This is a genomic window from Bacillus sp. 22446, assembly GCF_052044955.1.
Classification (GTDB): domain Bacteria; phylum Bacillota; class Bacilli; order Bacillales; family Bacillaceae; genus Bacillus; species Bacillus altitudinis.
In genome coordinates, this window is sequence record NZ_JBQEOD010000003.1 from 46,084 (window position 1) to 72,642 (window position 26,559).

Sequence of the window (26,559 nt, forward strand, 5' to 3'; positions counted from 1 at the left end):
ATGACCCAGACCAAAAGTGCTGTTTTTTGATGAAATGTGTGTCAAAATATCCGAAAAATTAGTGAAAATGACATGATTCGACTTTCTTCCTGTATATCCAATTCCCTGTTTTTGACTGAATAGAAGGAAAATGGTGAATTTTCAGTGAATATATAACCTTGTGAAAAACAAAGGAGGGATAGGAATGAAAAAGCGTTCAGTCTTTTTGTCATTTTTATTGGTAGGTAGTTTGTTACCGGGGGTAAGTTCAGCTTCAGCACCAGTTGCAAGTGCAGGTCATGGGCATGATCATGGTCATGCGCCGTTCGAAACACATATTAGTGAAGGGTTGCCAAAGGCAAACGATTTTAAAGATTTGACGAAGGCACCTCCTATTGAAAGAGATGTGACAACAAAAATTTTAGACGAGTCTGGTAAACAGGTAGGGTCTAGAACCTTTAAAGCAAATACAGGAGATTCGATTTCAACAAAAGCTAGTACAGGCAGTCAGAAAGTGACCGTCTACGCAGTAGCTGATGCGCAGTATCGTGCGAAATATAGTGATTGGCAGACGCGCATTGTCAGCATCATTGAGCAAGCGGATGTGACATTTAACCGTGATCATGATGTGGACTTTGTCGTACAAGCCGTAGGGTCTTGGACGTCTTCAGGATCAAATGCATCACAAATTTTGTCTAACCTTCAGCGCAGCTTTGATGGCAGAGGATACGATTTTGTCACAGGATTTACAGCAAATCCAAACTTTGATGCTGGCGGAATCGCTTATGTTTACAATAGTGCACCGAGCGGAAGTGCATTCAGTGTCAACCTTGATCAAGGAACAGCGAATACAGCAAAAGCGGCTACACATGAATACGGCCATAACTTTGGTTTGCCGCATGACCCTCAAGGCAGCGGAATTGTCTGCCTAATGAATTATGATTATTCTTACACTGTCGATTACTTCGATGCGGCTCATAAAAATCAAGTGAACCGTAATAAAGCTTGGTACAGATAAGGTAAGAGACAAAAGGACAAACACCGAAAAAGTGTTTGTCCTTTTTATATGCTTACAGGTCGCTCATTCGCTTTCCTGCTACAGCATAATGTTCTTTTTTCATTTCTTCAATAATGACAGAGACTTTTTCTGCACCTGCGCCTGTTGTTTCAACAACGGCATCTGTGACTTTCTCCACAAGAGCTCTTTTCTGCTCATCTGTTCTTCCTTCAAGCATTTGAACGGTGATAATCGGCATGATGGCAACCTCCTTTTTCCTGTAGTGCTACGCTTCCCTTTAGTTTGAGGGACTTCTTATAGTATACTGAATGAAGTAAATCATTGTATAGAAAGAAAGAGGGATTCATGCCTTTGGACCAATTTCTTGTTTATCCATTAGAACTGATTCCATATGTCGCCATTACGCTTGTTGTGGCTTTTACGATGCACGAGCTGGCGCATGCATATGTTGCGTATCGTTTTGGAGATCCGACAGCTAAAAATCAAGGCAGACTGACGCTCAATCCATTGAAGCACCTTGATATTTTCGGGACGATCTTGATCTTTGTGGCTGGGTTTGGCTGGGCGAGGCCTGTACCTGTGAATCGGTACCATTTCAAAAACCCGCGCTTAGCAGGAATCTGCGTCTCGATTGCTGGCCCATTAAGTAACTTGGTGTTGGCGTTTCTAGGCTTTTTTGTGTATGTGCTTCTTCAGAAATTTGGCGGGGAGTCGCTCATGCGCTTTGAGCCGGGGATCGATTATTTCTTCCAAATCTTTATTAACTTGAACGTGATTTTGTTCCTATTTAACTTATTACCGATCCCGCCGCTGGATGGATATCGTATTATTGAGGATGTTGTCAGTCCCGGCATCCGTGCAAAGATGACGCAATTTGAACAGTATGGAATCATCATTTTCCTCATCTTCGTCATCACGCCGCTAGGTCAGTTTGTTTTTGGCCCTTTGATCGGAATGCGTAATCAAATTATTGACTGGTTTAATCTTATTTTGAAGCCGCTGCTTTAGGAGGTTTAGTGAATGGAAGGTAAAAAGAAGAAACCAATTGGTTTTAATATCATTAAAAAAACAGATGCAACGGATGGGCATGGAGGTTTTGGGGCAGGTGCCCTCAGCCTTGATAATATCTCGCCAGTGATCATTGATGTGGAGGAAAAGGAAGCCGTCATTGATATTGGTGCGATGCATGCAAGAAGTGCCGTCGAAAAAGGAATTAAATTTTTAAAAACCAAAGAAGAGGTACCTAACGGAAAACCGTATTGGCTCGTATGGGTGACGATTGACCGTAGAGAAGAGGGACCATATTATGCTGGTGTCACAGCTTGTGAAATGACGGTTGACCGCTCGATCCGCAGAGGATATAAATCACTTCCTGAGCATGTGAATTTAATGGATAAATCCATGAAGCGTAAAATCGTTGTCAGTCATATGGATGATGGTTCGAAAAAGGTGCTCGCTGATTTCTTGAAGAGTCACAATGAGGCGTTATGGGAAGCATCCACAGATGAATTAAAAGAAGGATTGGCTGTTCCTGAGTAATTGTGAAATTTTTGTGAAGAATGATGAATGGATACCAATTCCAGTCGTTTTTTCAGTAAACTGGTGTTAAAGCTAGGACATGGAGAATCCCGAGATGCAGATCTCGGGGTTTTTCATGTCCATTTTTAACGTTTCAGCCACTTTTCCCACCATTTCTTAGGCTGTTGATCCTGAGCCGTGTCTTGCTCAGATGCTTTGTTCTCGGCACCATAGCAGACACCGGTCGGCTCCGTTCCTTCTATAAAATAGGTAAATACCTTTGATTCGCATCCTGGGCCTGCGAGATCACCGGTTTGTGGATTGATATATACGCCTTTTACACCGTCTGGCGGCATGAAGGAGGAGGCTGGCTGGTTTGAGAGGGCTGATTCCATAAAGGAAGCCCATATCTTTTTCGCATAGGCGGTTTCTTTGACCGAGTCAATGGTGCGTCCTTTATCATAGCCGGTCCACACACCTGTGACGAGCTGGGGAGAGAAGCCGATCATCCAGCTGTCAGCGCCTGTCGTCCCTGATTTTCCTCCATAATTTCTGGTAAGATCTTTTGAAATGGTACGTCCTGTGACACTTGTATAGCCATTTAATTGATCATTGAACATCCCTGACATCATGTCAGTGGTGACAAATGCTGCTTTTTCATCTAGTACTTGCTCTCGTTTTTGTTTCTCCTCAAATAGTACGTTGCCCTTTGCGTCCGTTACTTTCGTAATAAAGGTTGGTTTGACGCGTTTTCCTCCATTGACCAGCATCGCGTAAGCATTGGTCATTTCGATTGGTTTGACAGGTGAGGTACCTAGCGCAAGTGAAGGCACTTGATCTAGTTTTTCGTGAATCCCAAACGCCTTGCCTGCACGTACGAGCTGTTCCATTCCTAAAAATAGATGGGTTTTGACCGCATAAATGTTATCAGATAGAGCCAAAGCCTGAAGCATCGTAATACCGTCATTGGCGTAATAGCCGTGATAGTTGCTTGGTGAATAAGCAGCGCCGCTTCCTTGCTCATCCAGTTCAAAAACGGTTTCCTCACTGCGCATCACCGTTGCTGGTGTAAACCCATTTTGCAAAGCCATGTAATAGAGAAGTGGTTTCATTGTTGAACCCGGCTGTCTTTTTGCTTGTGTGACCCGATTGAATGGGCTTTTCTCGTAATCTCTCCCGCCTATGAGGGCGAGCACATGCCCTGTTTGGGGATGGATGGCGGTTAAGCCAATTTGGATACCTGATTCAGAATCCATGATGTTGGTTAAAGTCTTTTCAGCGATTTTTTGTAATTCAGGTTGTAAGGTCGTTTCGATATGAAGACCATACGTTTCAATTTGTTCCTCGGTTAAACCCAGCGTTTGTTTCAGTTCGCGAATGACATCATCATAAAAATACGGGGCCAACTTTGCTTGCAGCTGCTTTTGCTTGAGCGGGCGATAGGACAGCTTTTCCTTGCTGGCATCAGCAGCCGCTTTTTTTGTGATCATGCCATCCTCTTGCATTTGCTTTAGGATCATCTTTTTTCTTGCTTCGGCTCTTTCTTCGTTCACATAAGGGGAGTAGAGAGAAGGCCCCTTAGGAATACCGGCAAGCAAGGCAGACTCAGCTAAAGTTAAGTTCTTCGCTTTTTTTCCAAAGTAAAGGCGGGATGCCGCTTCCACGCCGTATGCGCCGTGGCCATAATAAATGGTGTTCAAGTATCCTTCTAATATCTCATCTTTTGTATAGTTTTGTTCTAAGCGGATCGTGTAAAAGGCTTCATTCCACTTTCGCTTCCATGTTTTATCATGATCTAAATATAAATTTCGTGCGTATTGCTGGGTGATCGTGCTGGCGCCTTGTACCTTTGCCATTGCACGAATGTCTGCCACCGCAGCACCCGCCATGCGTTTCACATCAAAGCCGTGATGCTGATAAAAGGTTTTATCCTCAACCGCGACCACTGCCTGCTGTATATGAGGGGACATGTCCTTTAACGGAACCCAATATCTCTTTTCTCCAAAGCTTGATTCGCCAAGTTTAGACCCATCGGCTGCATAAATGGTCGTGGATTGGGGAACTTGAACAGAGGGAGCGCCTTGCCACTTAGCAAGTAAAAGAATCGTCAAAAAGACTGTGCCTGCAAATAGAAAAGCGAGCAAGCCGATAAAAAAACAGGCTCGAATCGTTTTCACGGTCATGCGGATTTTTTTATTACTCATGATTGTGTCCATGCAAAGCCCCCATTTTGACGGTTTTTTATCAGTATGGGACAAAGAAAACCGTTTTAAACAGGCGACTGCAAGGGTGCGCTTTAAAAATGAAGTTATCTCATGCGGTTCTTTACAATTTGATATGAATCCACTATACTTTTTTCTTGGACAATCGATATAGTCATAGCCGATAAAAGGCGCTAACAATAGATGTTTGTTTATTATTGGATGAGAGGAAGATGAACAATGAGCGAACTTTGGTATACAGAGAAGCAAACGAAGAATTTTGGCATTACATTGAAGGTGAACAAAACCCTTCACACAGAACAAACAGATTTTCAGCATTTAGAAATGGTGGAAACAGAAGAGTTTGGCAATATGCTGTTTTTAGACGGTATGGTGATGACATCAGAGAAAGATGAGTTTGTATACCACGAAATGGTGGCGCATGTTCCTCTTTTCACTCATCCAAACCCGGAAAATGTCCTTGTCGTAGGCGGAGGAGACGGTGGTGTTATTCGTGAAATCCTGAAGCATCCAAGTGTGAAAAAAGCGACACTTGTTGATATTGATGGCAAGGTCATTGAATACTCGAAGAAGTTCCTTCCTTCAATTGCTGGGAAACTAGACGATCCTCGTGTAGATGTAAAAGTCGGAGACGGCTTTATGCACATTGCGGAAGCCGACAACGAATATGACGTGATCATGGTTGACTCAACTGAGCCAGTTGGACCAGCTGTGAACTTGTTCTCTAAAGGTTTCTATGCAGGAATCTCAAAAGCACTAAAAGAAGACGGTATTTTCGTTGCACAGACGGACAACCCTTGGTTCACACCTGAGTTAATTACAAATGTACAGCGTGATGTAAAAGAAATTTTCCCGATTACCAAGCTATACACAGCGAATATCCCAACATATCCAAGCGGTCTTTGGACATTTACCATTGGTTCTAAGAAGTATGATCCACTAGCTGTAGAAGACAGCCGCTTCTTTGATATTGATACGAAATATTACACAAAAGAATTGCACAAAGCGGCATTCGTTCTGCCGAAATTTGTGAGCGATTTAATCAAATAAATCAAGCGAAATGGAAATGCGCAAATGTCAGTTTGCGCATTTTTTGAAGCGTAAAAGGAGGAATCTTGCATGAGATTCGACGAGGCTTATTCAGGAAAAGTGTTTATTGGAAGTCATCCGACATGGGAAGATGCGAAAGTCATTTTATACGGGATGCCGATGGATTGGACCGTCAGTTACCGTCCAGGCTCACGTTTTGGCCCGAACCGTATTCGTGAAGTATCCATTGGATTAGAGGAATACAGCCCTTATTTAGATCGTGAACTGCACGAGGTGCCATTCTTTGATGCTGGCGACATCCCGCTTCCATTTGGCAATGCACAGAAAAGCTTAGATTTAATTGAAGAGTATGTCGACAGCATTTTAGAAAAAGGGAAGTTTCCATTAGGAATGGGCGGCGAGCATCTTGTGTCTTGGCCGGTTTTCCGTGCGATGTATAAGAAATACCCTGATTTGGCCATCATCCATATGGACGCACATACCGATCTTCGTGAGGAATATGAGGGTGAGCCGCTTTCACATTCGACACCGATTCGTAAAGTGGCAGGACTTATTGGACCTGAAAATGTATACTCTTTCGGCATCCGTTCAGGGATGAAAGAAGAATTTGAATGGGCAAAAAAAGCAGGCATGCACATTTCTAAATTTGAAGTGCTGGAGCCATTGAAACAAGTATTACCAAAGCTGAAAGGCCGTCCAGTTTATGTGACAATTGACATTGATGTACTTGACCCAGCTCATGCACCTGGTACAGGAACGGTAGATGCTGGCGGTATTACGTCAAAAGAACTGCTGGCATCTATTCATGCCATTGCTGGTTCTGATGTGCATGTCGTCGGTGCAGACCTTGTAGAGGTAGCGCCTGTATATGATCATTCCGATCAAACGGCGAATACAGCAAGCAAACTTTTACGTGAAATGCTGCTTGGTTTTGTGAAATAACATTGATAGAGGAGCTTGTCATCTCATATGGACAAGCTCTTTTTTTACATTGGTGACATGATAAAGGAGGCAGGTCATGTTTTCTTCTGTATTGATGGTATTACTCGCTTTATGTGTATTAGCGGCAGGCTTTCTTACGTTGAAAAGAGAGCTTGCAGCGAGTCCGCCCACGTTCACCTCGAAAAAAGAGGCAAAGGATGAGATGGTTCATCTGTTTCAGGATCGAGGCTTTTTCTATCTTACTGGCATAGCGCTGTTTATGCTATTTGTTTATAAGCAAGGGCATCTTCTCCCATTTGATTTCTTTCAGGCATTTTTGGCAAGTTCAGGTATCCAAGCACTGTTTTATCTCATTAATCGAAAAAGCGCAGGGCTCAAGACTGGACTCGTGATAGGCGTGAGCTTCATTTTTCTTTTTTTCTAAAGAGACAGGTGAAGATAAAAAATGGGGTATCATCCACACGAAGATGAGAAATGATGGGATGATAGGCAATCGGGATTATGGTATACTATTTTAGTTAAACGGGTCTTAGCAAAGGAAGTGCAAAATGACACAAAACCAAATTTCAATTCATGTAAAGTCAGTGATGAAACCAGAGGCGGAACCGGCTGAAACGATCGAATTCCGAACAACTGGAACGTATCAAGAGAAGAATGACAAAACGTATCTCACTTACCATGAAGAACATGAAATGGGTCAAGTAAAAACTGTTGTCAAAATAAGTGAAAAAGAAATCTTTGTCATGAGATCAGGTGCAATTCAAATGAAGCAGCGCTTTCTCACTGGAGAAACGACCGTGACACATTACACGATGCCATTTGGCACACTTCAGCTCGATGTGCACACACATGGTATTGATCTTGATGTAGACAATGGGCTTCTACACATTACGTACGATATGCTGACAGGTGAAGATCAAAAGCATTTACATACATTATCGATTTCATATAAGGAGGATTTACGTTCATGAATATCGCAGAACAGGTCAAAGATGCGTTAAAAGAAGAAATCATTGCGGCAGTCGTCAAAGCAGGACTTGCTGATGAAAGCCAGGTGCCGGATGTTCTTTTGGAAGTGCCAAAAGACAAAACTCACGGTGATTATTCCACTAATATGGCGATGCAGCTTGCTCGCATTGCGAAAAAAGCACCACGTCAAATCGCCGAGGACATTGTGAATGCATTTGACAAAGGCAAAGCGTCAATTGAAAAACTGGACATCGCAGGTCCAGGATTCATCAACTTTTATATGAACAATCAATATTTAACAAAGCTTATTCCAGCTGTTCTTGAGGCAAAAGAGGCTTATGGCGAAACGAATACAGGCGGCGGTCAAAAAGTGCAAGTCGAATTCGTCTCAGCCAACCCAACAGGTGACCTTCACCTTGGACATGCCCGCGGCGCAGCTGTAGGAGATTCTCTTTGCAACATCCTTGATAAAGCAGGCTTCGACGTGAGCCGTGAATACTATATCAACGATGCAGGCAATCAGATCAATAATCTTGCTCTATCTGTAGAAGTACGCTACTTTGAGGCGCTCGGTCTTGAAAAAGAAATGCCAGAGGACGGGTACAGAGGAGAAGACATCAAAGGCATCGGGCAGAAACTTGCGGATGAATTTGGTGACCGTTTCGTGCATGAATCAGAAGAAGAGCGTATGAAATTCTTCCGTGAGTACGGTTTAAAATATGAACTAGAAAAACTACGTGTCGACCTAGAGAATTTCCGTGTCCCATTTGATGTGTGGTATTCTGAAACGTCTTTATATGAAAACGGAAAAATCGAACCAGCGCTAGAAACACTTCGCGCTAAAGGCTATGTCTTTGAAGAAGATGGCGCAACATGGTTACGTTCAACTGATTTTGGTGATGACAAGGACCGTGTCCTGATTAAAAAAGACGGCAGCTTCACGTACTTGCTTCCAGATATCGCATATCACAAGGACAAATTGGACAGAGGTTTTGACCAGCTCATCAACATTTGGGGAGCGGATCATCACGGCTACATTCCTCGAATGAAAGCGGCGATCCAAGCACTCGGATATCCAGAGGACAAACTGGAAGTCGAAATCATTCAGCTCGTTCACCTTTACAAAAACGGTGAAAAGATGAAGATGAGTAAACGTACAGGTAAAGCCGTCACAATGCGTGACTTGATTGAAGAAGTGGGCTTAGATGCCACTCGTTATTTCTTTGCGATGAGAAGTGCGGCGACACATATGGACTTTGACTTAGACTTAGCGATTTCTACGTCTAACGAAAACCCTGTGTACTACGCGCAATATGCACATGCGAGAATTTGCAGCATGCTCCGTCAAGGGGAAGAAAAAGGCTACGAGCCAAACCTTGAAAAAGCAGATTTCTCTCACATTCAGTCCGATAAAGAATACGATCTTCTGAAAATCATCGGCAGCTTCCCAGAGGTTGTAGCAGAAGCAGCAGAAAAACGTATTCCGCACCGCGTCACAAACTATATCTATGATCTAGCATCAGCCCTTCACAGCTTCTACAACGCCGAGAAGGTCATTGATGTTGAAAATGAAACAAAAACAACAGCACGTCTATCGCTCATGAAAGCAACACAAATTACGCTTGCGAATGCATTAAAACTTATCGGCGTATCTGCGCCAGAGAAGATGTAGTGGAATGAAGGAAAGCCCCGCTCTATTTTATGAGCGGGGCTTCTTTATATAAAAAACCCGCTATTCTCGAGAGATAGCGGGTTTTGAAAATTAACCAAGCGTATTAATAATGTTAGAAATAGAATCGAATAATTGGCTAAGTACATCAGAGAACATAGTTTGTATCCTCCCTTCGGCAAGCATGTAGTATGTGTGCGTTAATGGAATTATCCAAGTGTATTAATAATGTTAGAGATAGAATCGAATAATTGGCTAAGTACATCAGAGAACATGTTTTTGCCTCCTCTCTTTTCTTTTTACATCTACTTAACGAAGGGGATGAAAGGTTGGATCACTTTTTCTAAAAAAATTTTAAAAAGAAATAAAGGCATAGAAAAAGCACCCCATATGTGGGTGATTTTTTAGGTTTTATTTATGCATGAACACGCCATTGTATTTGTCCGCCGTCGCAGGAGAGCTCGGCACTCCCGCCAATCGGCAAGGTGAAGACCGGCTGTGTATGTCCGATATCGACATCGTAAATCACTGGAATGTGTTGAAGCATTGGGTGCTTATCTAGAATGAACCTCAAATGTTCCTCTGTCATCTTGGATTTCTTTTGAAAACGTCCGATGATTAACCCTTTAATGGATTCGGCATGCTGCAAGAGCGAGGCAAGGTCTCTGGCGAACATTTCAGGAAAGACCAAGTCATCATCCTCCACAAATAAGATGGCATCCTTGAGGTGAGGTATAAAGGGTGTCCCTTGCAGTAAGTTCAGTGTACAAAGATTTCCGCCATATAAGGTACCTTCAGCTGTTCCTTCCTGATAAATCCCCCATGTTGTCTGATGAAACTGCCTATTTGCTTGATCAAGATACCACGCATCATCACTCCACTTTGTAGAAGGGGTGACATCAAATGGCTCGCTACTCATCACGCACGCTTGAAACATGGCTGTCTGCTCCTCTTGTCCTTGTTCCATTTGGAAACTAGAGAAATGAGGACCTGAGTACGTCACCATGTCACATTTGGCGGTAATGGCGTTTGCAAGTGCGGTAATATCACTGTAGCCGCAAAGAACTTTTGGGTGCTGACGAATCAAATCATAATCTATATAAGGCAAAAGCTCATTGCAGTTAAAGCCGCCGATTGCTGTCAAAATGCCGTCGACTTCATCATTTGAGAATGCCTCATGTAGATCAGATAAACGGTGTTCAATAGAAGAAGAGGAATGCAGATCACATTCAAACACGTGTTGTCCAAAAGAAACAGTGAACCCTAATGCCTCTAAACGTTTTTTCGCCTGAGCTATTCCTTCTTCTGATAAAATGCTGGCACTTCGGCTTGGAGCAATTACCCGAATGTGGCTTCCCTTTTTTAAAGCAGATGGTGTACGCATAAGTCATTCGTCCTTTCCTTCACATATTTTCCATTATATCGGATCAAAACGCTCCAGTCTGTAAAAGCTAAAAGAAAGCAGCAAACCGTGCGTTTCAGACGAGCTGTGCAAAGGGTATGGAAAAGAAAAAGACAGAATGAGGGCGGAGAATGTGAAAAAGAGGAGACTGGAATTTCTATTTTTATATTTCATGATATTCGGGGCATATGTGGTGTTTTGGTGGCCGGTTCCAGCGTGGGGTTTTCAGCTTTACGCAGCTAGTTATATCGCCATCATTTTATTTAGTATTATTTCGCTTATGCTAGAGAACCGGACATCACAGCACACGCTGTTATGGATGTATGTACTGATCTTTTTCCCGATCATCGGCTATATGTTTTATTTGTTCTCGGGGCAGCTTTATGTCAAAGGACATTTGTTTAAATCAAAGAGAATGTATAACCGAGAAAAATTACGCAGAATATCAGAGCTTGAGAGTAAGCCGGATGAGACGCGTTTAACCGATAATCAGCGTGCTTTTTTTCATTACACAGAAAAAGCGACAGGGATGCATGTAAATACAAATAGTGATATGGAGATTTTAAAGAATGGAGAGGAAACCTTTCCTCGTATTTTTGAAGAATTAAAAAAGGCAAAAACGTTCATCCATATAGAATATTACATGTTCAAATCTGATTTCCTCGGTCACCGGATGATGGAGATCCTGATTGAAAAAGTGAAAGAAGGAGTAGAGGTTCGATTCATCTATGATGCGGCTGGCAGCATTCGCTTCTCACGAAAAGATATTAAACGATTGAAGCAGGCGGGGATAAAGGTCGCTCCTTTTCTGCCATTAAAATACGGATTCTTTAATCAAAAATTCAATTTCCGAAATCACCGAAAAATCGTGATTATTGATGGAGAAACAGGATTTGTTGGTGGGCTCAATGTCGGGAAGGAATATGTAGGACGCGATGAAAACATCGGCTTTTGGCGTGACACGCATACGATGTTAAAGGGTGAAGCCGTTCAGACACTTCACTCCATATTTATGCTGGACTGGGAGTATGTATCAGATGAAGTGTTAATTGATGATCCGAAGTATCACACCCCGCATCCTGTGACAGGAGAAGATGTCATTCAGGTCGTGCCGACTGGACCTGATATGAAGGAAAGTATGAGTGATTTATATGACGCACTCATTTCGAATGCACAGCAATTTGTTTGGATTGCGACGCCTTATTTTGTCCCAAATGAATCCATTCGCACAGCGTTAAAAATTGCGGCGACAAGAGGGGTGGATGTGCGTGTGATGGTGCCTGAGATTAATGATGGATTTCTCACGCAATACGCCACACGATCTTATTTTTCTGAGCTTTTGAAAGAGGGCATCAAGGTATATCACTATCAAAAAGGGTTCATGCATCAAAAGGTCATGATTGCAGACGGAGAACTTGCCTCTGTCGGAACGGCCAATGTTGATATGAGAAGCTTCCAACTCAATTTTGAGGTCAATGTCTTTACAGCGGCAAAGAAACCGATCGAACAATTGATGGCTCATTATGAGGAAGATATGAAAGAATGTGAGCAAATGGGGCCAGTTCATTTTTATAAAAGGGGCTTAAAGGAACGTTTAAAGGAATCGTTTGCGCGATTGTTTTCAGGTGTATTGTGAGGGCTTCCAGGGAAAGAAATCATTTCCTGATCTAGTATTTCGATAATGATTCCTCTATAATTGAAAATGATTATCAATTATAGAGGAAGTGAGGTTCTTTTACATATGCTAAAGCGCTTTTTTGCCTATTACAGGCCCTATCGTGGTCTGTTCTTTTTAGATTTCTTTTGCGCTGTTGCCGTTGGGCTCATGGAACTAGGTTTCCCGCTGATCGTGAACTACTTCATTGATACATTATTACCAACAGGGAACTGGACGGTCATTGCCTGGACCGCACTTGCGCTGTTTGTCATTTACGCACTCAGCTCAGTGATGCAATTTATCGTGTCGTATTGGGGGCACATGCTTGGCATTAACATTGAGACCGATATGAGAAAAAAGCTATTTGATCATTTTCAGCGTCTGTCCTTTAAATTTTTTGATAACAACAAAACGGGTAAGCTTATGTCTCGAATGACAAATGACCTCATGTACATTGGTGAGGTGGCGCATCACGGACCTGAGGATTTGTTTATTGCGATTATGACCATTCTTGGCGCCTTTGCCGTCATGCTCATGATTAACTGGCAGCTTGCCATTTTAACCTTCTTGATTATGCCAGTCATCATCTGGTTAGCCCTTCATTTTAATAAAAAAATGACACAGGCGATTACACAACTCAACAATGACATTGGAGATTTTCATGCAAGGGTTGAAAACAATATTGGCGGTATTCGTCTTGTTCAAGCCTTTGCAAATGAACATTTTGAGAAAAAGCGTTTTGCTGAAAACAACAACCGCTTTCGAAAAGCGAAACTTCTTTCCTATAAAATTATGTCAGTTAACGGATCAATCAGCTATATTCTCACAAGACTTGTGACGCTGTTTGTCCTTCTGGCAGGTACATGGTTTGTTCTTCAAGGTCAATTAACGGCAGGCGGATTTATCGCCTTTGTCTTGATCACAAATGTGCTATTCAGACCCATTGATAAGATCAACACGGTGATTGAAATGTATCCAAAAGGCATTGCCGGTTTTAAAAGCTATGTCGATTTGCTTGAAACAGAGCCAGATGTGAAGGATACAGAAGGAGCACGTGATCTTTACGGCTTGAAAGGTGAAATTGAGTATCGAAACGTGACATTTGGCTACGATGAGCACAGTCATGTATTGAAGGATATCGACTTGAAGATTAAACAAGGGGAAACTGTTGCGTTTGTCGGGCCATCAGGAGCGGGGAAATCGACCATTTGCAGTCTGCTGCCTCGTTTTTATGATGTGGACGAAGGAGACATCACCATTGATGGTGTGAGCACAAAATCGATGACTTTGTCCTCTTTAAGACAGCAGATTGGCATTGTGCAGCAGGATGTCTTTTTATTCTCAGGCACCATTCGTGAGAATATTGCGTACGGCAACCTAGAAGCGAGTGATGCAGACATTTGGGAGGCGGTGCGACGTGCCCATTTAGAGGAGCTCGTTCAGCGTTTCCCAGAAGGGTTGAATACGGTCATTGGTGAACGCGGCGTTAAGCTATCCGGCGGTCAAAAGCAACGCCTGTCAATTGCACGGATGTTTTTGAAAAACCCGTCTATTCTTATTTTGGATGAAGCGACGTCAGCACTTGATACAGAAACAGAAAAAGCAATCCAAGACGCACTAAGCGAACTGGCAGTCGGCCGGACGACACTCGTCATTGCTCACCGCCTTGCGACAATTAAACATGCAGATCGAATCATCGTCGTGACAGAGGAAGGCATTGAAGAACAAGGCCGTCACCAAGATTTAATTCAAATGGGCGGTGTATACAGCAGACTGCACGAAGCGCAGTTTGGTCATTGAAGAGAAGTGATTGAATGAGTCCAGCTATTAAGCTGGGCTCTTTTTCATATTGAGATATTTGCAACGCTGGCCATCAGTTTTACTGTCATCATATTTGGCCTGTTTAAGCTGTTAAATTGAAGTGTACTTTATTTTTAAATCTTAGCCCTTTTGAAAAAGGGCTTTTTTTGCTAGGATAGTAAAAACTCGTGTAGGAAGGATCTGATGGAATGAAGGGGCTTCGGCGTTTACAGAAGGGCGATAAAATAGGTATTTATTCTCCCTCAAGTCCAGCATCTGCTACCTCGCCTCTTAGGTATGAGCGGGCGAAGGAATGGCTTGAACAAAAAGGATTCATTGTGGTACCAGGATCATTAACAGGGAAAGAGGATCACTATCGTTCGGGAACGATTCAAGAACGAGCAGCTGAGCTGAATGAGCTGATGGCGAGAGAAGATTTGTCCTGTATCATGTCGATGATCGGGGGGACGAACTCGAATAGTTTGCTGCCTTATCTCGACTTTGAGCTGCTGATGAAGCATCCGAAAATCATGATTGGTTATTCAGATGCGACGGCGATTCTTTTAGCGGCTTATGAAAAAACGGGTCTGCCTGTTTTTTACGGGCCTGCACTTGTGCCGTCTTTTGGAGAGTTTGAACCATTTGTCAATCATACATATCAATCTTTCGAGGACATTCTCATTCATCCGCAGCCCATCCCATATCAGGTGAAAAAACCGCCCTTCTGGACGGACGAACGGATCAACTGGGAAGAGAAAATACGAGAAAAAGAAAAACGTCCAAACGATTGGATGTGCGTCATTGAAGGGCAGGCAGAAGGCAGACTGATCGGCGGGAACCTAAATGCCATGTATGGCATATGGGGAAGTGAATTCATGCCTCAAATCCAAAAGGGCGATATCCTTCTCATTGAAGATTGTATGAAAACCGCCTCCATCGTCGAAAAGAACTTCTCTCTGTTAAAGATAAATGGTGTGTTTGAACGGGTATCTGGTATCCTTTTAGGGAAACATGAGCTGTTTGATGATGAAGGAACGGGCAAAAGGCCGCACGATCTATTACTTGAAGTACTGGGAGATACAAAGAGGCCGCTCATCGCGGAATTTGACAGTGCCCATACGCATCCGATGCTCACGATGCCAATCGGTACACAAGTAAAAATGAATGCAGCGTCAGGCGAGGTTTGGCTGACAGAAGCATGGATATAAGAAAAAGAGCAGCCTTAAGGCTGCCCCAGCGTGTAGACAAACCCTCGCATTCGGTGTCAGTCCTGCGTGCCGGTGCTCACGAATGTGACATTCGCTCCGCGCCGGTACTCGTCCTTCCTAGACTGCAAAGGTTTTCAACTACGCTGAAAAGAAGACAAAGGGATAAAATAAAGTTCATTTTATCCCTTTGTCAGCCTAAGGCTGCCTTTCTTTACGATTACGAAGCATTCTCTTTTTCAAATGGCTGAAGAAGGTCTTGTGCCTCTTTTCCTTCTACCACGATTAAATAGTCTGATTCTAAATGAGTGAGCCTAAAGGTTTCTAGCTCTACGATGTTCTTAATGTTGCACATTGTTTTTTTAGAATATACATATAAACGATGCTGAGCGTGCTGGCACTTTTCGTATAGAGAAATAAGCTTATGTAAATTCAATGCTTTCGCAGCAATTCGGATTGAATAGATTTGTGACATCTTCATATCCTCCTGTTAAATACTTTCTCACAATAGCTTTGTTACCCCCGTTGCGATAGAGGTAAACCTTTCTCTACGATTTCCACTCAATGGTGCCTCCGCCCGTCCGCCGATTGCCTCTGATCGCTGACAGCTCCTCAACAAGACGGAGTAAGGCCTGATCCTTTTTCTTTGCCTCAATCATAAAATCCACATCACGACCATACGGCTTTAAAGCTTGAAAAAGTGGCAATACAAAGGACATCTCCACTCCATCCGCATGGCTTCGTATCGCCTTTTCTGATTTTGGTGAGGATAAGTGGATTTTAGGCGGTATGCCAGTGTTTGCCCACGTGTCAAACACTCTTGGCAGAATGTCATCAAGTGACGCATCATCATCTTTGTTTGCCATGTGATGGTGGTAATCAAATACAAACGGGATGCCATGCTTTTCACAAACATCAAGCGTTTCTAATGACGTGTATGTTTTGTCATCATTTTCAAGCGTCATTCTCGCCTTGATATGTGCAGGAAGCTGCTTTATATTGTCATCAAAACGCTGTAAAGCAGATGCCTTGTCACCATATGCACCTCCGACATGAATGTTCATATAGCCTTCCTTTTCAAGCTTCATGGCCTCAAGCATTTCATAATGATAGGTCATATCGATGACGGCATTTTCTGTAATGGATGGCTTTGGACTTGTGAACAAAGTAAATTGATTGGGGTGAAAGCTCACTCGTAATCCGTGCCGCTTTACGAGTTGACCAATCTCTAGAAATTCTTTGCGAAAGGGTGTCACAAAGTCCCACCGCACCTCAGGATGGGTGGCGAGCGGGACAATCGAGCTTGAAAAACGGTAAAGCGGAATATCATGGGCAATCGCAAAATAAAGCGTTCTTAATGTATTGACGAGGTTGGCTTTCGTCGTTCGCAATAGAGCCTCTGTCCTCTCTTCCTTTGAGAGCTTACTGTATCTTGCAAAGGTCAGCGACTTGGCAGGTGAAGCTTCCCATAAAGTGACGGCGTTGGATACATAACCAAATCGATAACGCATAGGTCAACTCCTTTATAAAAAATACGAGAACATGGCGCCTATCCACTCAATTGGACGCGTGAGAAGTGGGCGCTGTTTGTATTTTTCTTCAGTCATCAGTTCTGACACTTCCATGTGTTCACGAATCTTTTCCTCTACATGTGCGGTGAAGGCGGGATCATCAATGGCCACATCCACTTCTTCGTTGAAAAACAAACTTCGTTTATCAAAGTTCGCCGTACTGATCATACAGCGGCTATGATCGATGAGAATGGCTTTCGCATGATAAAACCCTTTATAAAAACGATACACAAGACATCCAGCAGCGATCAGATCTTTCAAATAATGAAATCCAGCTTCTTTCACAAGCGGGTGATCTGCCTTCATTGGGATGATGATGTCGACAGTCACGCCTCGCTTCCGTGCGTCAAGAAGGGCGCTTAGAAGAGGAGCTGATGGAATAAAATAGGGCGTGCAGATGGTGATTTGCTTTTTCGCCTGTTGAATATCGTGAAGAAATAAGGCTTCTAAAGAAAAACCTGCCGTCGCACGTGTAGTGCACTGTAATGTTCCCGGTTCCAGTGTAGGAAAAACCTCGTATTGCAGCTGGTGAATACCAGATGACCGGTACAAATCATTCAGAAACACATGCTGTAGGTCTGCGACAACCTGTCCTGTCATTCGCAGGTGATAGTCTTTCCAAATGCCAAACCTGCCGTTTTTCCCTACATATTCATCGCCGATATTAAACCCGCCAATGTAGCCGATCTTCCCATCGATCACCGTGATCTTCCGGTGATTTCTCATGTTCAAGCGATAAATGAAAAAAGGAAAACGTGGTTTGTTTAAAAAGTAAAATTGAATGCCGCTTTTCTCGAGCATCTGAATGGATGTTTGATCAAATGGATAGGAGCCTAACCGATCTGTGAGCAAAAAAACCGAAACACCTTGCTCTGCTTTCGCTTTAAGTGCTTGCAGAATCCTTTGCCCAATCTTGTCGTTCTTTACAATAAAGAACATCATATGAATAGAAGAAGAGGCTTGCTGTATATCCGTAAGCAGCTGATCAAACAGTGGTTCGCCATCATGATAAAAAACTGCATCGCCGCTTGTTTGGTCAAAAGACCGTTCAAAAGCATGGGTCGAAAAATATTTTCTCCCTATATAAAGATCTAGCCTGACGAGTAGAACAATGACGAAGACGACGAGTAGAATGATCAATGCGATCATGAAGGTTCCTCCTTTTTTACATATGACGATAGTGTACCCAAATGGGCAAAAAATATTGACTGAATACTCATTCATTATTTATGATAGAGGTACAACATGGAAACGGAACAAAGTGGGTTTTGGGGAATGAAAGGGGGAGCAAGATGAATAGCCTTTTAATTGTTAACTTGATTGCATTTGCGGCAGTGACCGCTTACGCTGTGTATTTGTTTATTTATCTCATTCGAACACGAGCGGCGTATATTCGTCTTGGCAAAAAAGAAGAATTTCAAAAAGACATGAAAAAACGCTTAGAACGTGTTTGGGTGAATGTGTTTGGGCAAAAGAAACTGCTGAAGGACAAGAAGAGCGGCATCATTCATGTGCTGTTTTTCTATGGATTTATTTTAGTGCAGTTCGGAGCCCTTGATTTTATTATGAAGGGACTTGTTCCAGACAGCGGGCTACCATTAGGTCCGCTTTACGGTGTCTTTACGTTCTTCCAAGAGGTAGTCACACTTCTCATTTTAGTGGCGGTGGTTTGGGCGTTCCATAGAAGATATGTCGAGAAGTTAGTCCGTTTAAAAAGGGGCTTTAAATCAGGGCTTGTCCTTTTGTTTATTGGCGGATTGATGCTGACCGTATTACTGGGAAACGGAATGAACATCATTTGGCATGGGCACTCACTATCAGCAACTGAGCCAATTGCTTCCGGCATTGCTTTCTTGCTGGGCTGGCTTTCACCACTTGCAGCAACAATTGTGTTCTATGTCGCATGGTGGGTGCATCTTCTTATTTTACTGACGTTCTTAGTGTACGTCCCGCAGTCTAAGCACGCCCATCTCATCGCTGGCCCGGTCAACGTATTTGTCAGCAGATTGGACCCGCCAGGCAAACTGCAAAAAATTGATTTTGAAGATGAGACACAAGAAACGTTCGGCGTTGGGAAAATTGAAGATTTCCGTCAATCTCAGCTGATCGATCTTTACGCTTGTGTGGAGTGCGGGCGCTGTACGAATATGTGCCCGGCGACAGGGACGGGGAAAATGCTGTCTCCAATGGATTTGATTTTACGATTAAGAGATCATTTAACAAATAAAGGGGCTGCCATTACTTCAAAGACACCGTGGGTTCCGCAGCTTGCTTTCAAGCAGACGACAGGAAATCAGCTGGCGATGCAGGCAAGAGGAGCTGGAGCGGAAGAATCTGCGGCGAGCGCAATGTATCATCCTTCTCTCATTGGTGAGGTCATTACAGAAGAAGAAATCTGGGCATGCACGACATGCCGAAACTGTGAAGATCAGTGTCCTGTCATGAACGAACACGTCGACAAAATCATTGATATGCGCAGATACTTAGTACTGACAGAAGGAAAAATGGATGCAGATGCACAGCGTGCGATGACAAGCATCGAGCGCCAAGGGAACCCATGGGGATTGAACCGAAAAGAAAGAGAAAACTGGCGTGAACTAAGAGAAGATGTGCATGTTCCGACAGTGAAAGAACTGAAAAAAGCAGATCAGACCTTTGACTATTTATTCTGGGTTGGATCGATGGGGGCATATGACAATAGAAGCCAAAAGATTGCTCTTGCCTTTGCAAAACTGCTCAATGAAGCAGGGGTTTCTTTTGCCATCCTAGGCAATAAAGAGAAAAACTCAGGCGATACACCGAGAAGACTTGGGAATGAATTTTTGTTCCAAGAGCTTGCTGCAAAAAACATCGAAGAATTCCAAAAAAATGACGTAACCAAAATCGTCACGATCGATCCGCATGCTTACAATTTATTTAAAAATGAATACCCAGACTTTGGACTTGAGGCAGAGGTGTATCATCATACAGAATTACTGGCAGAGCTAGTAAAAGAGGGAAAATTAACGCCTATTCATGAAGTGAACGAGGTCATTACTTTCCACGATTCTTGCTACCTAGGCAGATATAACGAGGTCTATGATCCGCCAAGAGATATTTTAAAAGCCATTCCGGGTGTGACACTGAAAGAAATGGAACGGAATCGTGAATCGGGGATGTGCTGTGGTGCCGGCGGCGGCTTAATGTGGATGGAAGAAGAGACAGGTACTCGGATTAACACAGCGAGAACGGAGCAGGCCTTACAGGTACAGCCATCCATCATCAGCTCAGGATGCCCATATTGTTTAACCATGCTTGGGGATGGGACGAAAGCGAAGGAAGTAGAAGAGCAGGTCGGCACATTTGATGTCGCAGAACTTCTTGAAAAATCAGTGTTTGGCGAAACGAGAACGCAGGCTTCATAAAGGTGTCAGGCCGATGGATCGACTGTCCATCGGCCGATAAATACCGAATTTTTAAGAGCTGTCTAGCATTTATGTAAGCGGTAACAAATAGGAGGGGAAAGAAATGAGCACGACGGTCATTGTATCTGGAGCGAGAACACCATTTGGGAAAATAGGTGGAACTTTAAGTCGTTTGACTGCTGCAGAATTAGGCGGGATGACGATAAAAGCTGCGCTGGAAAGAGCCTCAAATGTTCATGAAGTGGATGAAGTCATCATGGGCAGTGTCCTTCAAGGAGGACAAGGTCAAATTCCTTCAAGACAGGCAGCTAGACATGCAGATCTTCCTTGGTCGGTTCCGACGCAAACCATCAACAAAGTCTGTGCTTCAGGAATGCGCAGTGTCACGACAGCCGATCAAATCATTCGAGCGGGAGATGCCAATGTGATCGTGGCAGGCGGTATGGAATCCATGTCTCATGCTCCTTATCTTCTGAAAAAAGCACGATGGGGTTACAAAATGGGAGATGGTGCTGTACAAGATGCCATGATTTTAGATGGATTAACCTGTTCGTTTATAGGTGTTCATATGGGTGAGTATGGAAGCATGGCGGCGAAAGAGCTTGGCATTACACGAGAAGAACAAGACCTTTGGGCGTTAAGAAGTCATGAACGAGCCATTGAGGCGCAAAAAAGCGGCTTTTTTAAAAATGAGATCATCCCCGTTACCGTCAAGAATAAAAAAGGAGATCAGCTGATTTCAGAAGATGAAGCCCCGAGGCGTGATACGTCATATGAACGTTTGTCAAAACTGATGCCCGTTTTCGATCAGGCAGGTACGATTACCGCTGGCAATGCACCGGGTGTCAATGATGGTGCAAGTGCGCTTCTATTAATGAAAGACACATACGCCATGCAGCAAGGTGAAAAACCTCTAGCAGTTGTGCTTGGGCATGCGCAAGTGGCAGTAGAGGCAAAGGACTTTCCGAAAACACCAGCCTATGCCATCGAAAAAGTGTTAAAGAAAACAGGGAAGCGAGTAGAGGATATCGATTTGTTTGAAATCAATGAGGCTTTTTCAGCGGTTGCATTGGCATGCGAAAAAATGCTTGGGCTGGATCGGCGGAAAATGAATGTGAACGGAGGGGCAGTCGCGATTGGTCACCCGATTGGAGCAAGCGGAACACGTATTATATTGACCTTGATCCATGCACTCAGACAAAGAGGCGGCGGGATCGGCATTGCGGCGATTTGCAGCGGCGGGGGTCAAGGTGATGCGATCATGATCAAGGTGGATTAAAAGGGAGGCGTTCATTGTCATGAGTATAGAAGAGACCGTCATGGTCGTTGGGGCTGGTCAAATGGGCTCGGGTATTGCCCAAGTATTTGCACAGTCAGGTTATACCGTCCTGCTCCATGATACGGAAGAGGAGCAGATTCATCGAGCCATTTCCTCTATGACCAAACAACTGACGAAACGAGCAGAAAAAGGAAAGCTGGCACATCAGGCAGTCCGTGATATTACACAGCGATTGGCTGTTTCAACAGATCTAAAGGATGTACAGCAGACGCATTTAGTGATTGAAGCCGCATCTGAACAAATGAAGATCAAAAAACAAATCTTTGAAACCCTCGATCAATTTGCACCTGATGACACGATATTTGCGACAAATACGTCTTCCTTGTCAATCACAGAATTAGCAGCCGTGACGAAACGGCCAGAGAAAGTGATTGGCATGCATTTTATGAATCCAGTTCCCGTGATGAAACTTGTGGAAGTGATCCGTGCGCTACAAACGGATGATGCCACGTACCAATTTGTTTTTGGCACCGCAAAGACATTAGACAAAACCCCAATTGAAGTGGAAGACTTCCCTGGGTTTGTGTCAAATCGCATTTTGATGCCGATGATCAATGAAGCCATTTATACCCTTTATGAAGGCGTGGCAGATGTAGAAAGTATTGACGGCATCATGACGCTTGGAATGAACCATCCAATGGGCCCTCTTCGTCTCGCCGACCTCATCGGGCTCGATACTTGTTTATTTATTATGAATACCCTTCACGAGGGTCTTGGAGATAGCAAATATCGACCTTGTCCTCTTTTGAAAAAATACGTGAACGCAGGCTGGCTGGGCAAAAAGACAAAGAGAGGTTTTTACACTTACCACGACCACTCATAGGGGGAGTCAAGATGGATGTGCTGCTGACAGAAAAACAACGTCTTTGGAGAAAACGAATAGCAGAATTTGCACGCCAGCATGTATTCCCTGAAATAGAAGCGATGGAACAGGGCGTGTTCCCGAAAACGCTTTTAGCTGAAATGGGTCGGCAAGGCTTTTTAGGCATTCCGATCCCAGATAAGTATCACGGATTAGGGGCAGATTTCACAACCTATATCATGGCGATTCATGAATTATCCAAAGTAAGTGCAACCATCGGTGTCATTGTATCCGTTCATACATCTGTTGTGACGATGCCGATTTTGGCGTTTGGAACGACTGAACAAAAAGAATCCTACGTTCCCAAGCTTGCGTCCGGGCAGAAGCTGGGCGCCTTTTGTCTAACTGAACCGAAGGCAGGATCAGATGCCTCTAGTATTCAGTTGAAAGCAGAGCGCACAGACGATCACTATGTATTAAATGGAACGAAAATTTTTATCACAAGCGGCGGTGAAGCGGAAGTCTATCTTGTATTTGCCGTGACAGACCCTGCTTCTGCTAAGAAAAATATATCAGCGTTCATTGTGGAGAACGGGACACCAGGATTTACGATCGGAAAAGATGAGAAGAAGATGGGCCTGCATGGATCAAAAACAGTCACACTTCATTTTGACGGTGTTCGAATTCCAAAAAAACAGCTGCTCGGTGCAGAAGGAGAAGGCTTTAGGATTGCCATGTCTAGCTTAAATGCGGGGAGAATTGGCATTGCGGCTCAAAGCCTTGGCATTGCAGAAGCCGCATTAGCTGAGGCGGTGACGTATTTAAAGCAGCACCCAGCTGGCCTTGAAACGACCATTCGGTTGGGCGATCTGGGCACCAAGCTGGAAGCGGCAAAACTTCTTGTCTATCAAGCGGCTTCTTATAAAGAGGCCAATCGCCCTGTCACGAAGGAAGCGTCGATGGCGAAGTTATTTGCATCTAAAACAGCGGTTGATATTAGTACTGAAGTCATCCATTTGCTTGGTCTAGCCGGTTACACGAAGCAATACCGAGCAGAGCAGTACTTTCGTGATGCGAAAATTTGTGAGATTTATGAAGGAACAAGTGAAATACAAAGGCTGGTTATTTGTAAACAGCTAATATGAAGTGAGGTGGCTCATGATGCAGTTCCAATTAAGTGACGAACACGAAATGATACAAAAAATGGTGAGAGATTTTGCGAAAAATGAAGTGGAGCCAACAGCAGCAGAGCGAGATGAAACAGAATCGTATGATCCCGCTATTTTTCGTCAAATGGCGGAGCTTGGTTTAACGGGAATCCCTTGGCCAGAAGAAAATGGGGGGATTGGTAGTGATTATTTGGCCTATGTCATAGCGGTTGAAGAGCTCTCACGAGTGTGCGCCTCAACAGGCGTCACCCTATCTGCTCACACATCACTCGCCTCATGGCCAATCTATACATTCGGAACAGATGAGCAAAAGGAGACGTATTTAAAGCCGCTTGCAGAGGGACAGAAGATCGGCGCATACGCACTGACCGAGAGCGGCTCGGGCTCAGATGCCGGCGGAATGAAAACAACAGCAGTAAAAGCAGGGAATGAATACGTCTTGAACGGGGCAAAGATTTTTATTACCAATGGAGGCATTGCGGATTATTATATTGTGTTTGCTGTTACTGACCAGGATGCTTCATCGCGCAATACAACCGCTTTTATTGTAGAAAAAGAGACGCAAGGCTTCTCAATCGGCAAAAAAGAAAGCAAACTGGGCATCCGCTCATCGCCAACGACAGAAATCATCTTTGAAGACTGTCGTATACCCGAAAGGAACCGGCTTGGTCAAGAAGGCGAAGGTTTTAAGATAGCGATGATGACACTTGACGGCGGCAGAAACGGTATTGCCGCACAAGCTGTTGGCATTGCTCAAGGTGCTCTGGATGCAGCAGTCAATTATGCAAAGGAGCGTAAACAATTCGGCAAACCAATCATTCAGCAGCAAGGCATTGCTTTTAAGTTAGCGGATATGGCAACGGCAATTGAGGCCTCAAGACTGCTCACCTATCAGGCAGCATGGCTTGAAACGAAAGGGCTTCCGTATGGGAAAGAATCAGCTATGTCCAAGCTCTTTGCCGGTGATACAGCCATGAAGGTGACGACAGAAGCTGTACAAATCTTCGGCGGATACGGCTATACAAAGGATTACCCAGTTGAACGATACATGCGTGATGCGAAAATCACTCAAATCTATGAAGGTACACAAGAAATCCAGCGGCTGGTCATCTCACGGAAACTGCTAGATATGTAGAAACCAAGTAAAGACCACCTGATATGAGGTGGTCTGTTTTTATGATCTCATATCACCTGATCACTATGGTAAAATTGGGAAAAGAACCAAAATGGAGGTTATCATGATGAACACAACATTTATTGGCATTTTAGGAATCGTCACGATGATCATATGGATTATGGTCTCCACAGAGCTTTCAAAGTCTCCAAAAAGGAAGGAAGAAAAAGAAAACAGCCGCAGAAAACTCATTGTACTCGTGTCTGCGGGCACTTTATTCACCGTACCTTTGGTTTTTTCACTCATTCAGAATATCCAGCTGTAACATATCCATTCGACTAAACCGCTGCTGTCTGTTTTAATTTCACCCATTTGAAAAAAACAAAACGGACAAGCGGTCCCATAATCAACATTTGCAAAGGGAACGCCAACATGACATTATGACCGAAAATCGTTAAGTAATCAGATAGAATCGATTGTGTTTGAAATCCTGTGCTGATGCTTTGAACGACATATCCGCATAATGACATGAGACACACCATCCCAAACACGATAAAGATAGAAAGAGTGAGAATAAAATAGATTTTCTTGCCTTTTGGGGCAAAACGGTTGGCTGCTTTTTTTGCTGAAGGCCCAACAATACACATCTCAATCAACAACGTGATGGCAAAACCGATCACATAGGTGAGTACACCTTCTAACCATGTCATATGTCCAAGCCGTCCATTTAGAAATAGGTTATAAAAGAACATCACTGAAAACATACAAAAACACATCAAGACACCAAATTGTATATCTTCTTTTTTTGTCATTGGCAATTCGATCAACCTCTCAAAATTAGTCTTTTTATTATAGATTTCTGTTTCAATTCGTCGTAAGTGAACATTTTGTGAAGGAATAAATCCCCTTTTTTAAGAAGAGTAAATGGCTTTGTATTCATCAAAAGAGAAGACAAAAAAGCATGCAAAACGTGTGCTCCACACATGAATTATGCCAATTCGGCGCAAATGATTGACCGCTAGAGGCTCCTCTTGTGAAAAAATCAAAAATTAACATCAATAAAGGTGGCATAAACTCCCCTAATTTGTTTATAATGAGAGGTATGGTTTGTCGTAAGAATAAGGTATAAATACTTATTATTTCACTGATAAATGGATACATACATGTAATAGAAAGGGAGTGTCTGACCTTGAGTTTGAAAGAATACTCACAGGAACAGCTCAAACAAATGTCTTTAGTTGAACTTGCTTATGAAATTTTCAGAGACAGCAAAACGCCGATTACGTTTTCCGAGTTAATAGATGAAATGGTCCGTTTACAAGGGATACAAAAATCTGATCTTGATGATCGACTTGCTCAATTTTATACAGACTTAAATATAGATGGCCGCTTTATTTCGTTAGGTGATCAGAGATGGGGACTTCGCAGCTGGTATCCAGTTGATCAAATCGAAGAAGAAGTTCAGCCAGCTGTGAAAACAAAAGCGAAAAAGAAAAAAACAAAAGCTGCTGTCGTTGAAGAAGACTTCGATGATATTGAAGAGGAAGAAGAAATCGACGAGCTTGAAGAAGATCTTGATCTTGTTGAAGACGACGAGGACCTTGACCTAGATGATGAAGAAATCGATGAAGAGATAGAAGACTTCGACGAAGATGATGATGAAGATGATGACGGCTTAACGGAAATTGATGAAGACGATTTAGACGATGATGAGGAAGACAAATAACCC

25 protein-coding genes are annotated in these 26,559 nt (G+C 43.4%); 18 read left to right on the plus strand and 7 right to left on the minus strand.

Annotation, left to right across the window (positions count from 1 at the left end; all coding sequences use genetic code 11):
• Window positions 1–184 precede the first annotated feature (184 nt).
• Window positions 185–997, plus strand: coding sequence for a zinc-dependent metalloprotease (locus ACTJJD_RS07570; protein ID WP_035389836.1), 813 nt, complete (start codon window positions 185–187; stop codon window positions 995–997).
• A 52-nt stretch (window positions 998–1,049) separates the two neighbouring features.
• Here the strand turns inward: ACTJJD_RS07570 and ACTJJD_RS07575 are convergent, their stop codons facing one another.
• Window positions 1,050–1,235, minus strand: coding sequence for a 2-hydroxymuconate tautomerase (locus ACTJJD_RS07575; protein ID WP_008343530.1), 186 nt, complete (start codon window positions 1,233–1,235; stop codon window positions 1,050–1,052).
• A 113-nt stretch (window positions 1,236–1,348) separates the two neighbouring features.
• On the opposite strand from ACTJJD_RS07575, the gene ACTJJD_RS07580 reads away from it, so the two are divergent.
• Both ACTJJD_RS07580 and ACTJJD_RS07585 read left to right on the plus strand, forming a co-directional pair.
• Window positions 1,349–2,005 carry a site-2 protease family protein gene (locus ACTJJD_RS07580; protein ID WP_029575408.1) on the plus strand — a complete coding sequence of 219 codons (657 nt, stop codon included), beginning with the start codon at window positions 1,349–1,351 and terminating at the stop codon, window positions 2,003–2,005.
• 12 nt (window positions 2,006–2,017) lie between these two features.
• Entirely contained in the window at window positions 2,018–2,536 is a 519-nt protein-coding gene (locus tag ACTJJD_RS07585; RefSeq protein ID WP_007497712.1) for a YwhD family protein, read from the plus strand.
• Between the two features lie 125 nt (window positions 2,537–2,661).
• Here ACTJJD_RS07585 and ACTJJD_RS07590 read toward each other — a convergent pair whose 3' ends face one another.
• A complete protein-coding gene (locus tag ACTJJD_RS07590; RefSeq protein WP_440608263.1) occupies window positions 2,662–4,731 on the minus strand; it encodes a transglycosylase domain-containing protein in 2,070 nt (689 codons plus the stop codon).
• Window positions 4,732–4,956: 225 nt separating this feature from the next.
• On the opposite strand from ACTJJD_RS07590, the gene speE reads away from it, so the two are divergent.
• From speE to argS, 5 genes are all read left to right on the plus strand, one after another.
• On the plus strand, window positions 4,957–5,787 hold the full coding sequence (gene speE / locus ACTJJD_RS07595) for a spermidine synthase (RefSeq protein ID WP_003214614.1): 831 nt from the start codon (window positions 4,957–4,959) through the stop codon (window positions 5,785–5,787).
• 69 nt (window positions 5,788–5,856) lie between these two features.
• The gene (gene speB, locus ACTJJD_RS07600) at window positions 5,857–6,729 is read left to right on the plus strand and encodes an agmatinase (protein ID WP_008343514.1); all 873 of its coding nucleotides are present in this window, start codon (window positions 5,857–5,859) and stop codon (window positions 6,727–6,729) included.
• A 76-nt stretch (window positions 6,730–6,805) separates the two neighbouring features.
• The gene (locus ACTJJD_RS07605) at window positions 6,806–7,153 is read left to right on the plus strand and encodes a hypothetical protein (protein WP_035389831.1); all 348 of its coding nucleotides are present in this window, start codon (window positions 6,806–6,808) and stop codon (window positions 7,151–7,153) included.
• 124 nt (window positions 7,154–7,277) lie between these two features.
• Window positions 7,278–7,700, plus strand: coding sequence for a DUF1934 domain-containing protein (locus tag ACTJJD_RS07610; RefSeq protein ID WP_024719435.1), 423 nt, complete (start codon window positions 7,278–7,280; stop codon window positions 7,698–7,700).
• A complete protein-coding gene (gene argS, locus ACTJJD_RS07615) occupies window positions 7,697–9,370 on the plus strand; it encodes an arginine--tRNA ligase (RefSeq protein ID WP_017360071.1) in 1,674 nt (557 codons plus the stop codon). The genes ACTJJD_RS07610 and argS overlap by 4 nt, the downstream gene beginning before the upstream one ends.
• A gap of 412 nt (window positions 9,371–9,782) precedes the next feature.
• Here argS and ACTJJD_RS07620 read toward each other — a convergent pair whose 3' ends face one another.
• On the minus strand, window positions 9,783–10,751 hold the full coding sequence (locus ACTJJD_RS07620; RefSeq protein ID WP_182488959.1) for a S66 family peptidase: 969 nt from the start codon (window positions 10,749–10,751) through the stop codon (window positions 9,783–9,785).
• A 151-nt stretch (window positions 10,752–10,902) separates the two neighbouring features.
• Between ACTJJD_RS07620 and cls (ACTJJD_RS07625) the strand changes: the two genes are divergently transcribed.
• The 3 genes from cls (ACTJJD_RS07625) to ACTJJD_RS07635 all read left to right on the plus strand — a co-directional run bounded on the left by cls (ACTJJD_RS07625) (window position 10,903) and on the right by ACTJJD_RS07635 (window position 15,434).
• A complete protein-coding gene (gene cls, locus ACTJJD_RS07625) occupies window positions 10,903–12,405 on the plus strand; it encodes a cardiolipin synthase (protein WP_025208143.1) in 1,503 nt (500 codons plus the stop codon).
• 105 nt (window positions 12,406–12,510) lie between these two features.
• Window positions 12,511–14,226 carry an ABC transporter ATP-binding protein gene (locus tag ACTJJD_RS07630; protein ID WP_281201179.1) on the plus strand — a complete coding sequence of 572 codons (1,716 nt, stop codon included), beginning with the start codon at window positions 12,511–12,513 and terminating at the stop codon, window positions 14,224–14,226.
• Window positions 14,227–14,435: 209 nt separating this feature from the next.
• A complete protein-coding gene (locus ACTJJD_RS07635) occupies window positions 14,436–15,434 on the plus strand; it encodes a S66 family peptidase (protein WP_065461241.1) in 999 nt (332 codons plus the stop codon).
• Window positions 15,435–15,651: 217 nt separating this feature from the next.
• Here ACTJJD_RS07635 and ACTJJD_RS07640 read toward each other — a convergent pair whose 3' ends face one another.
• The 3 genes from ACTJJD_RS07640 to cls (ACTJJD_RS07650) all read right to left on the minus strand — a co-directional run bounded on the left by ACTJJD_RS07640 (window position 15,652) and on the right by cls (ACTJJD_RS07650) (window position 18,151).
• Entirely contained in the window at window positions 15,652–15,906 is a 255-nt protein-coding gene (locus ACTJJD_RS07640; protein WP_008343494.1) for a hypothetical protein, read from the minus strand.
• Between the two features lie 73 nt (window positions 15,907–15,979).
• Window positions 15,980–16,942: a UV DNA damage repair endonuclease UvsE gene (uvsE, locus tag ACTJJD_RS07645; protein WP_281201180.1), complete on the minus strand. Its 963-nt coding sequence runs from the start codon at window positions 16,940–16,942 to the stop codon at window positions 15,980–15,982.
• A 12-nt stretch (window positions 16,943–16,954) separates the two neighbouring features.
• Window positions 16,955–18,151 (minus strand): cardiolipin synthase, encoded by a 1,197-nt coding sequence (gene cls / locus ACTJJD_RS07650; protein WP_440608264.1) that lies wholly within the window; start codon window positions 18,149–18,151, stop codon window positions 16,955–16,957.
• Window positions 18,152–18,294: 143 nt separating this feature from the next.
• On the opposite strand from cls (ACTJJD_RS07650), the gene ACTJJD_RS07655 reads away from it, so the two are divergent.
• The 6 genes from ACTJJD_RS07655 to ACTJJD_RS07680 all read left to right on the plus strand — a co-directional run bounded on the left by ACTJJD_RS07655 (window position 18,295) and on the right by ACTJJD_RS07680 (window position 25,155).
• A complete protein-coding gene (locus tag ACTJJD_RS07655; RefSeq protein ID WP_181891286.1) occupies window positions 18,295–20,406 on the plus strand; it encodes a (Fe-S)-binding protein in 2,112 nt (703 codons plus the stop codon).
• 103 nt (window positions 20,407–20,509) lie between these two features.
• Window positions 20,510–21,685, plus strand: a complete 1,176-nt coding sequence (locus ACTJJD_RS07660; RefSeq protein ID WP_440608265.1) for an acetyl-CoA C-acetyltransferase — start codon at window positions 20,510–20,512, stop codon at window positions 21,683–21,685.
• 19 nt (window positions 21,686–21,704) lie between these two features.
• Complete coding sequence (locus ACTJJD_RS07665; RefSeq protein ID WP_079919286.1) at window positions 21,705–22,568, plus strand: 3-hydroxybutyryl-CoA dehydrogenase; 864 nt, start codon at window positions 21,705–21,707, stop codon at window positions 22,566–22,568.
• An 11-nt stretch (window positions 22,569–22,579) separates the two neighbouring features.
• Complete coding sequence (locus tag ACTJJD_RS07670) at window positions 22,580–23,692, plus strand: acyl-CoA dehydrogenase family protein (protein WP_440608266.1); 1,113 nt, start codon at window positions 22,580–22,582, stop codon at window positions 23,690–23,692.
• Window positions 23,693–23,708: 16 nt separating this feature from the next.
• The gene (locus ACTJJD_RS07675) at window positions 23,709–24,851 is read left to right on the plus strand and encodes an acyl-CoA dehydrogenase (RefSeq protein ID WP_017360057.1); all 1,143 of its coding nucleotides are present in this window, start codon (window positions 23,709–23,711) and stop codon (window positions 24,849–24,851) included.
• Window positions 24,852–24,954: 103 nt separating this feature from the next.
• Window positions 24,955–25,155, plus strand: a complete 201-nt coding sequence (locus tag ACTJJD_RS07680; protein WP_226650561.1) for a hypothetical protein — start codon at window positions 24,955–24,957, stop codon at window positions 25,153–25,155.
• Window positions 25,156–25,168: 13 nt separating this feature from the next.
• On the opposite strand, the gene ACTJJD_RS07685 is transcribed toward ACTJJD_RS07680, so the two are convergent.
• Entirely contained in the window at window positions 25,169–25,642 is a 474-nt protein-coding gene (locus tag ACTJJD_RS07685) for a DUF2798 domain-containing protein (RefSeq protein ID WP_370539276.1), read from the minus strand.
• Between the two features lie 377 nt (window positions 25,643–26,019).
• On the opposite strand from ACTJJD_RS07685, the gene rpoE reads away from it, so the two are divergent.
• A complete protein-coding gene (gene rpoE / locus ACTJJD_RS07690; protein ID WP_035389808.1) occupies window positions 26,020–26,556 on the plus strand; it encodes a DNA-directed RNA polymerase subunit delta in 537 nt (178 codons plus the stop codon).
• Window positions 26,557–26,559: the final 3 nt, after the last annotated feature.

Bases quoted from the DNA above. Each gene is read 5' to 3' on its own strand.
- ACTJJD_RS07570 (WP_035389836.1), top strand. From the start codon at position 185: ATGAAAAAGCGTTCAGTCTTTTTGTCATTTTTATTGGTAGGTAGTTTG.
- ACTJJD_RS07575 (WP_008343530.1), bottom strand. From the start codon at position 1,235: ATGCCGATTATCACCGTTCAAATGCTTGAAGGAAGAACAGATGAGCAG.
- ACTJJD_RS07585 (WP_007497712.1), top strand. From the start codon at position 2,018: ATGGAAGGTAAAAAGAAGAAACCAATTGGTTTTAATATCATTAAAAAA.
- ACTJJD_RS07590 (WP_440608263.1), bottom strand. From the start codon at position 4,731: ATGGACACAATCATGAGTAATAAAAAAATCCGCATGACCGTGAAAACG.
- speE (WP_003214614.1), top strand. From the start codon at position 4,957: ATGAGCGAACTTTGGTATACAGAGAAGCAAACGAAGAATTTTGGCATT.
- speB (WP_008343514.1), top strand. From the start codon at position 5,857: ATGAGATTCGACGAGGCTTATTCAGGAAAAGTGTTTATTGGAAGTCAT.
- ACTJJD_RS07605 (WP_035389831.1), top strand. From the start codon at position 6,806: ATGTTTTCTTCTGTATTGATGGTATTACTCGCTTTATGTGTATTAGCG.
- ACTJJD_RS07610 (WP_024719435.1), top strand. From the start codon at position 7,278: ATGACACAAAACCAAATTTCAATTCATGTAAAGTCAGTGATGAAACCA.
- argS (WP_017360071.1), top strand. From the start codon at position 7,697: ATGAATATCGCAGAACAGGTCAAAGATGCGTTAAAAGAAGAAATCATT.
- ACTJJD_RS07620 (WP_182488959.1), bottom strand. From the start codon at position 10,751: ATGCGTACACCATCTGCTTTAAAAAAGGGAAGCCACATTCGGGTAATT.
- ACTJJD_RS07630 (WP_281201179.1), top strand. From the start codon at position 12,511: ATGCTAAAGCGCTTTTTTGCCTATTACAGGCCCTATCGTGGTCTGTTC.
- ACTJJD_RS07635 (WP_065461241.1), top strand. From the start codon at position 14,436: ATGAAGGGGCTTCGGCGTTTACAGAAGGGCGATAAAATAGGTATTTAT.
- ACTJJD_RS07640 (WP_008343494.1), bottom strand. From the start codon at position 15,906: ATGTCACAAATCTATTCAATCCGAATTGCTGCGAAAGCATTGAATTTA.
- uvsE (WP_281201180.1), bottom strand. From the start codon at position 16,942: ATGCGTTATCGATTTGGTTATGTATCCAACGCCGTCACTTTATGGGAA.
- cls (WP_440608264.1), bottom strand. From the start codon at position 18,151: ATGATCGCATTGATCATTCTACTCGTCGTCTTCGTCATTGTTCTACTC.
- ACTJJD_RS07655 (WP_181891286.1), top strand. From the start codon at position 18,295: ATGAATAGCCTTTTAATTGTTAACTTGATTGCATTTGCGGCAGTGACC.
- ACTJJD_RS07660 (WP_440608265.1), top strand. From the start codon at position 20,510: ATGAGCACGACGGTCATTGTATCTGGAGCGAGAACACCATTTGGGAAA.
- ACTJJD_RS07665 (WP_079919286.1), top strand. From the start codon at position 21,705: ATGAGTATAGAAGAGACCGTCATGGTCGTTGGGGCTGGTCAAATGGGC.
- ACTJJD_RS07670 (WP_440608266.1), top strand. From the start codon at position 22,580: ATGGATGTGCTGCTGACAGAAAAACAACGTCTTTGGAGAAAACGAATA.
- ACTJJD_RS07675 (WP_017360057.1), top strand. From the start codon at position 23,709: ATGCAGTTCCAATTAAGTGACGAACACGAAATGATACAAAAAATGGTG.
- ACTJJD_RS07680 (WP_226650561.1), top strand. From the start codon at position 24,955: ATGATGAACACAACATTTATTGGCATTTTAGGAATCGTCACGATGATC.
- ACTJJD_RS07685 (WP_370539276.1), bottom strand. From the start codon at position 25,642: ATGACAAAAAAAGAAGATATACAATTTGGTGTCTTGATGTGTTTTTGT.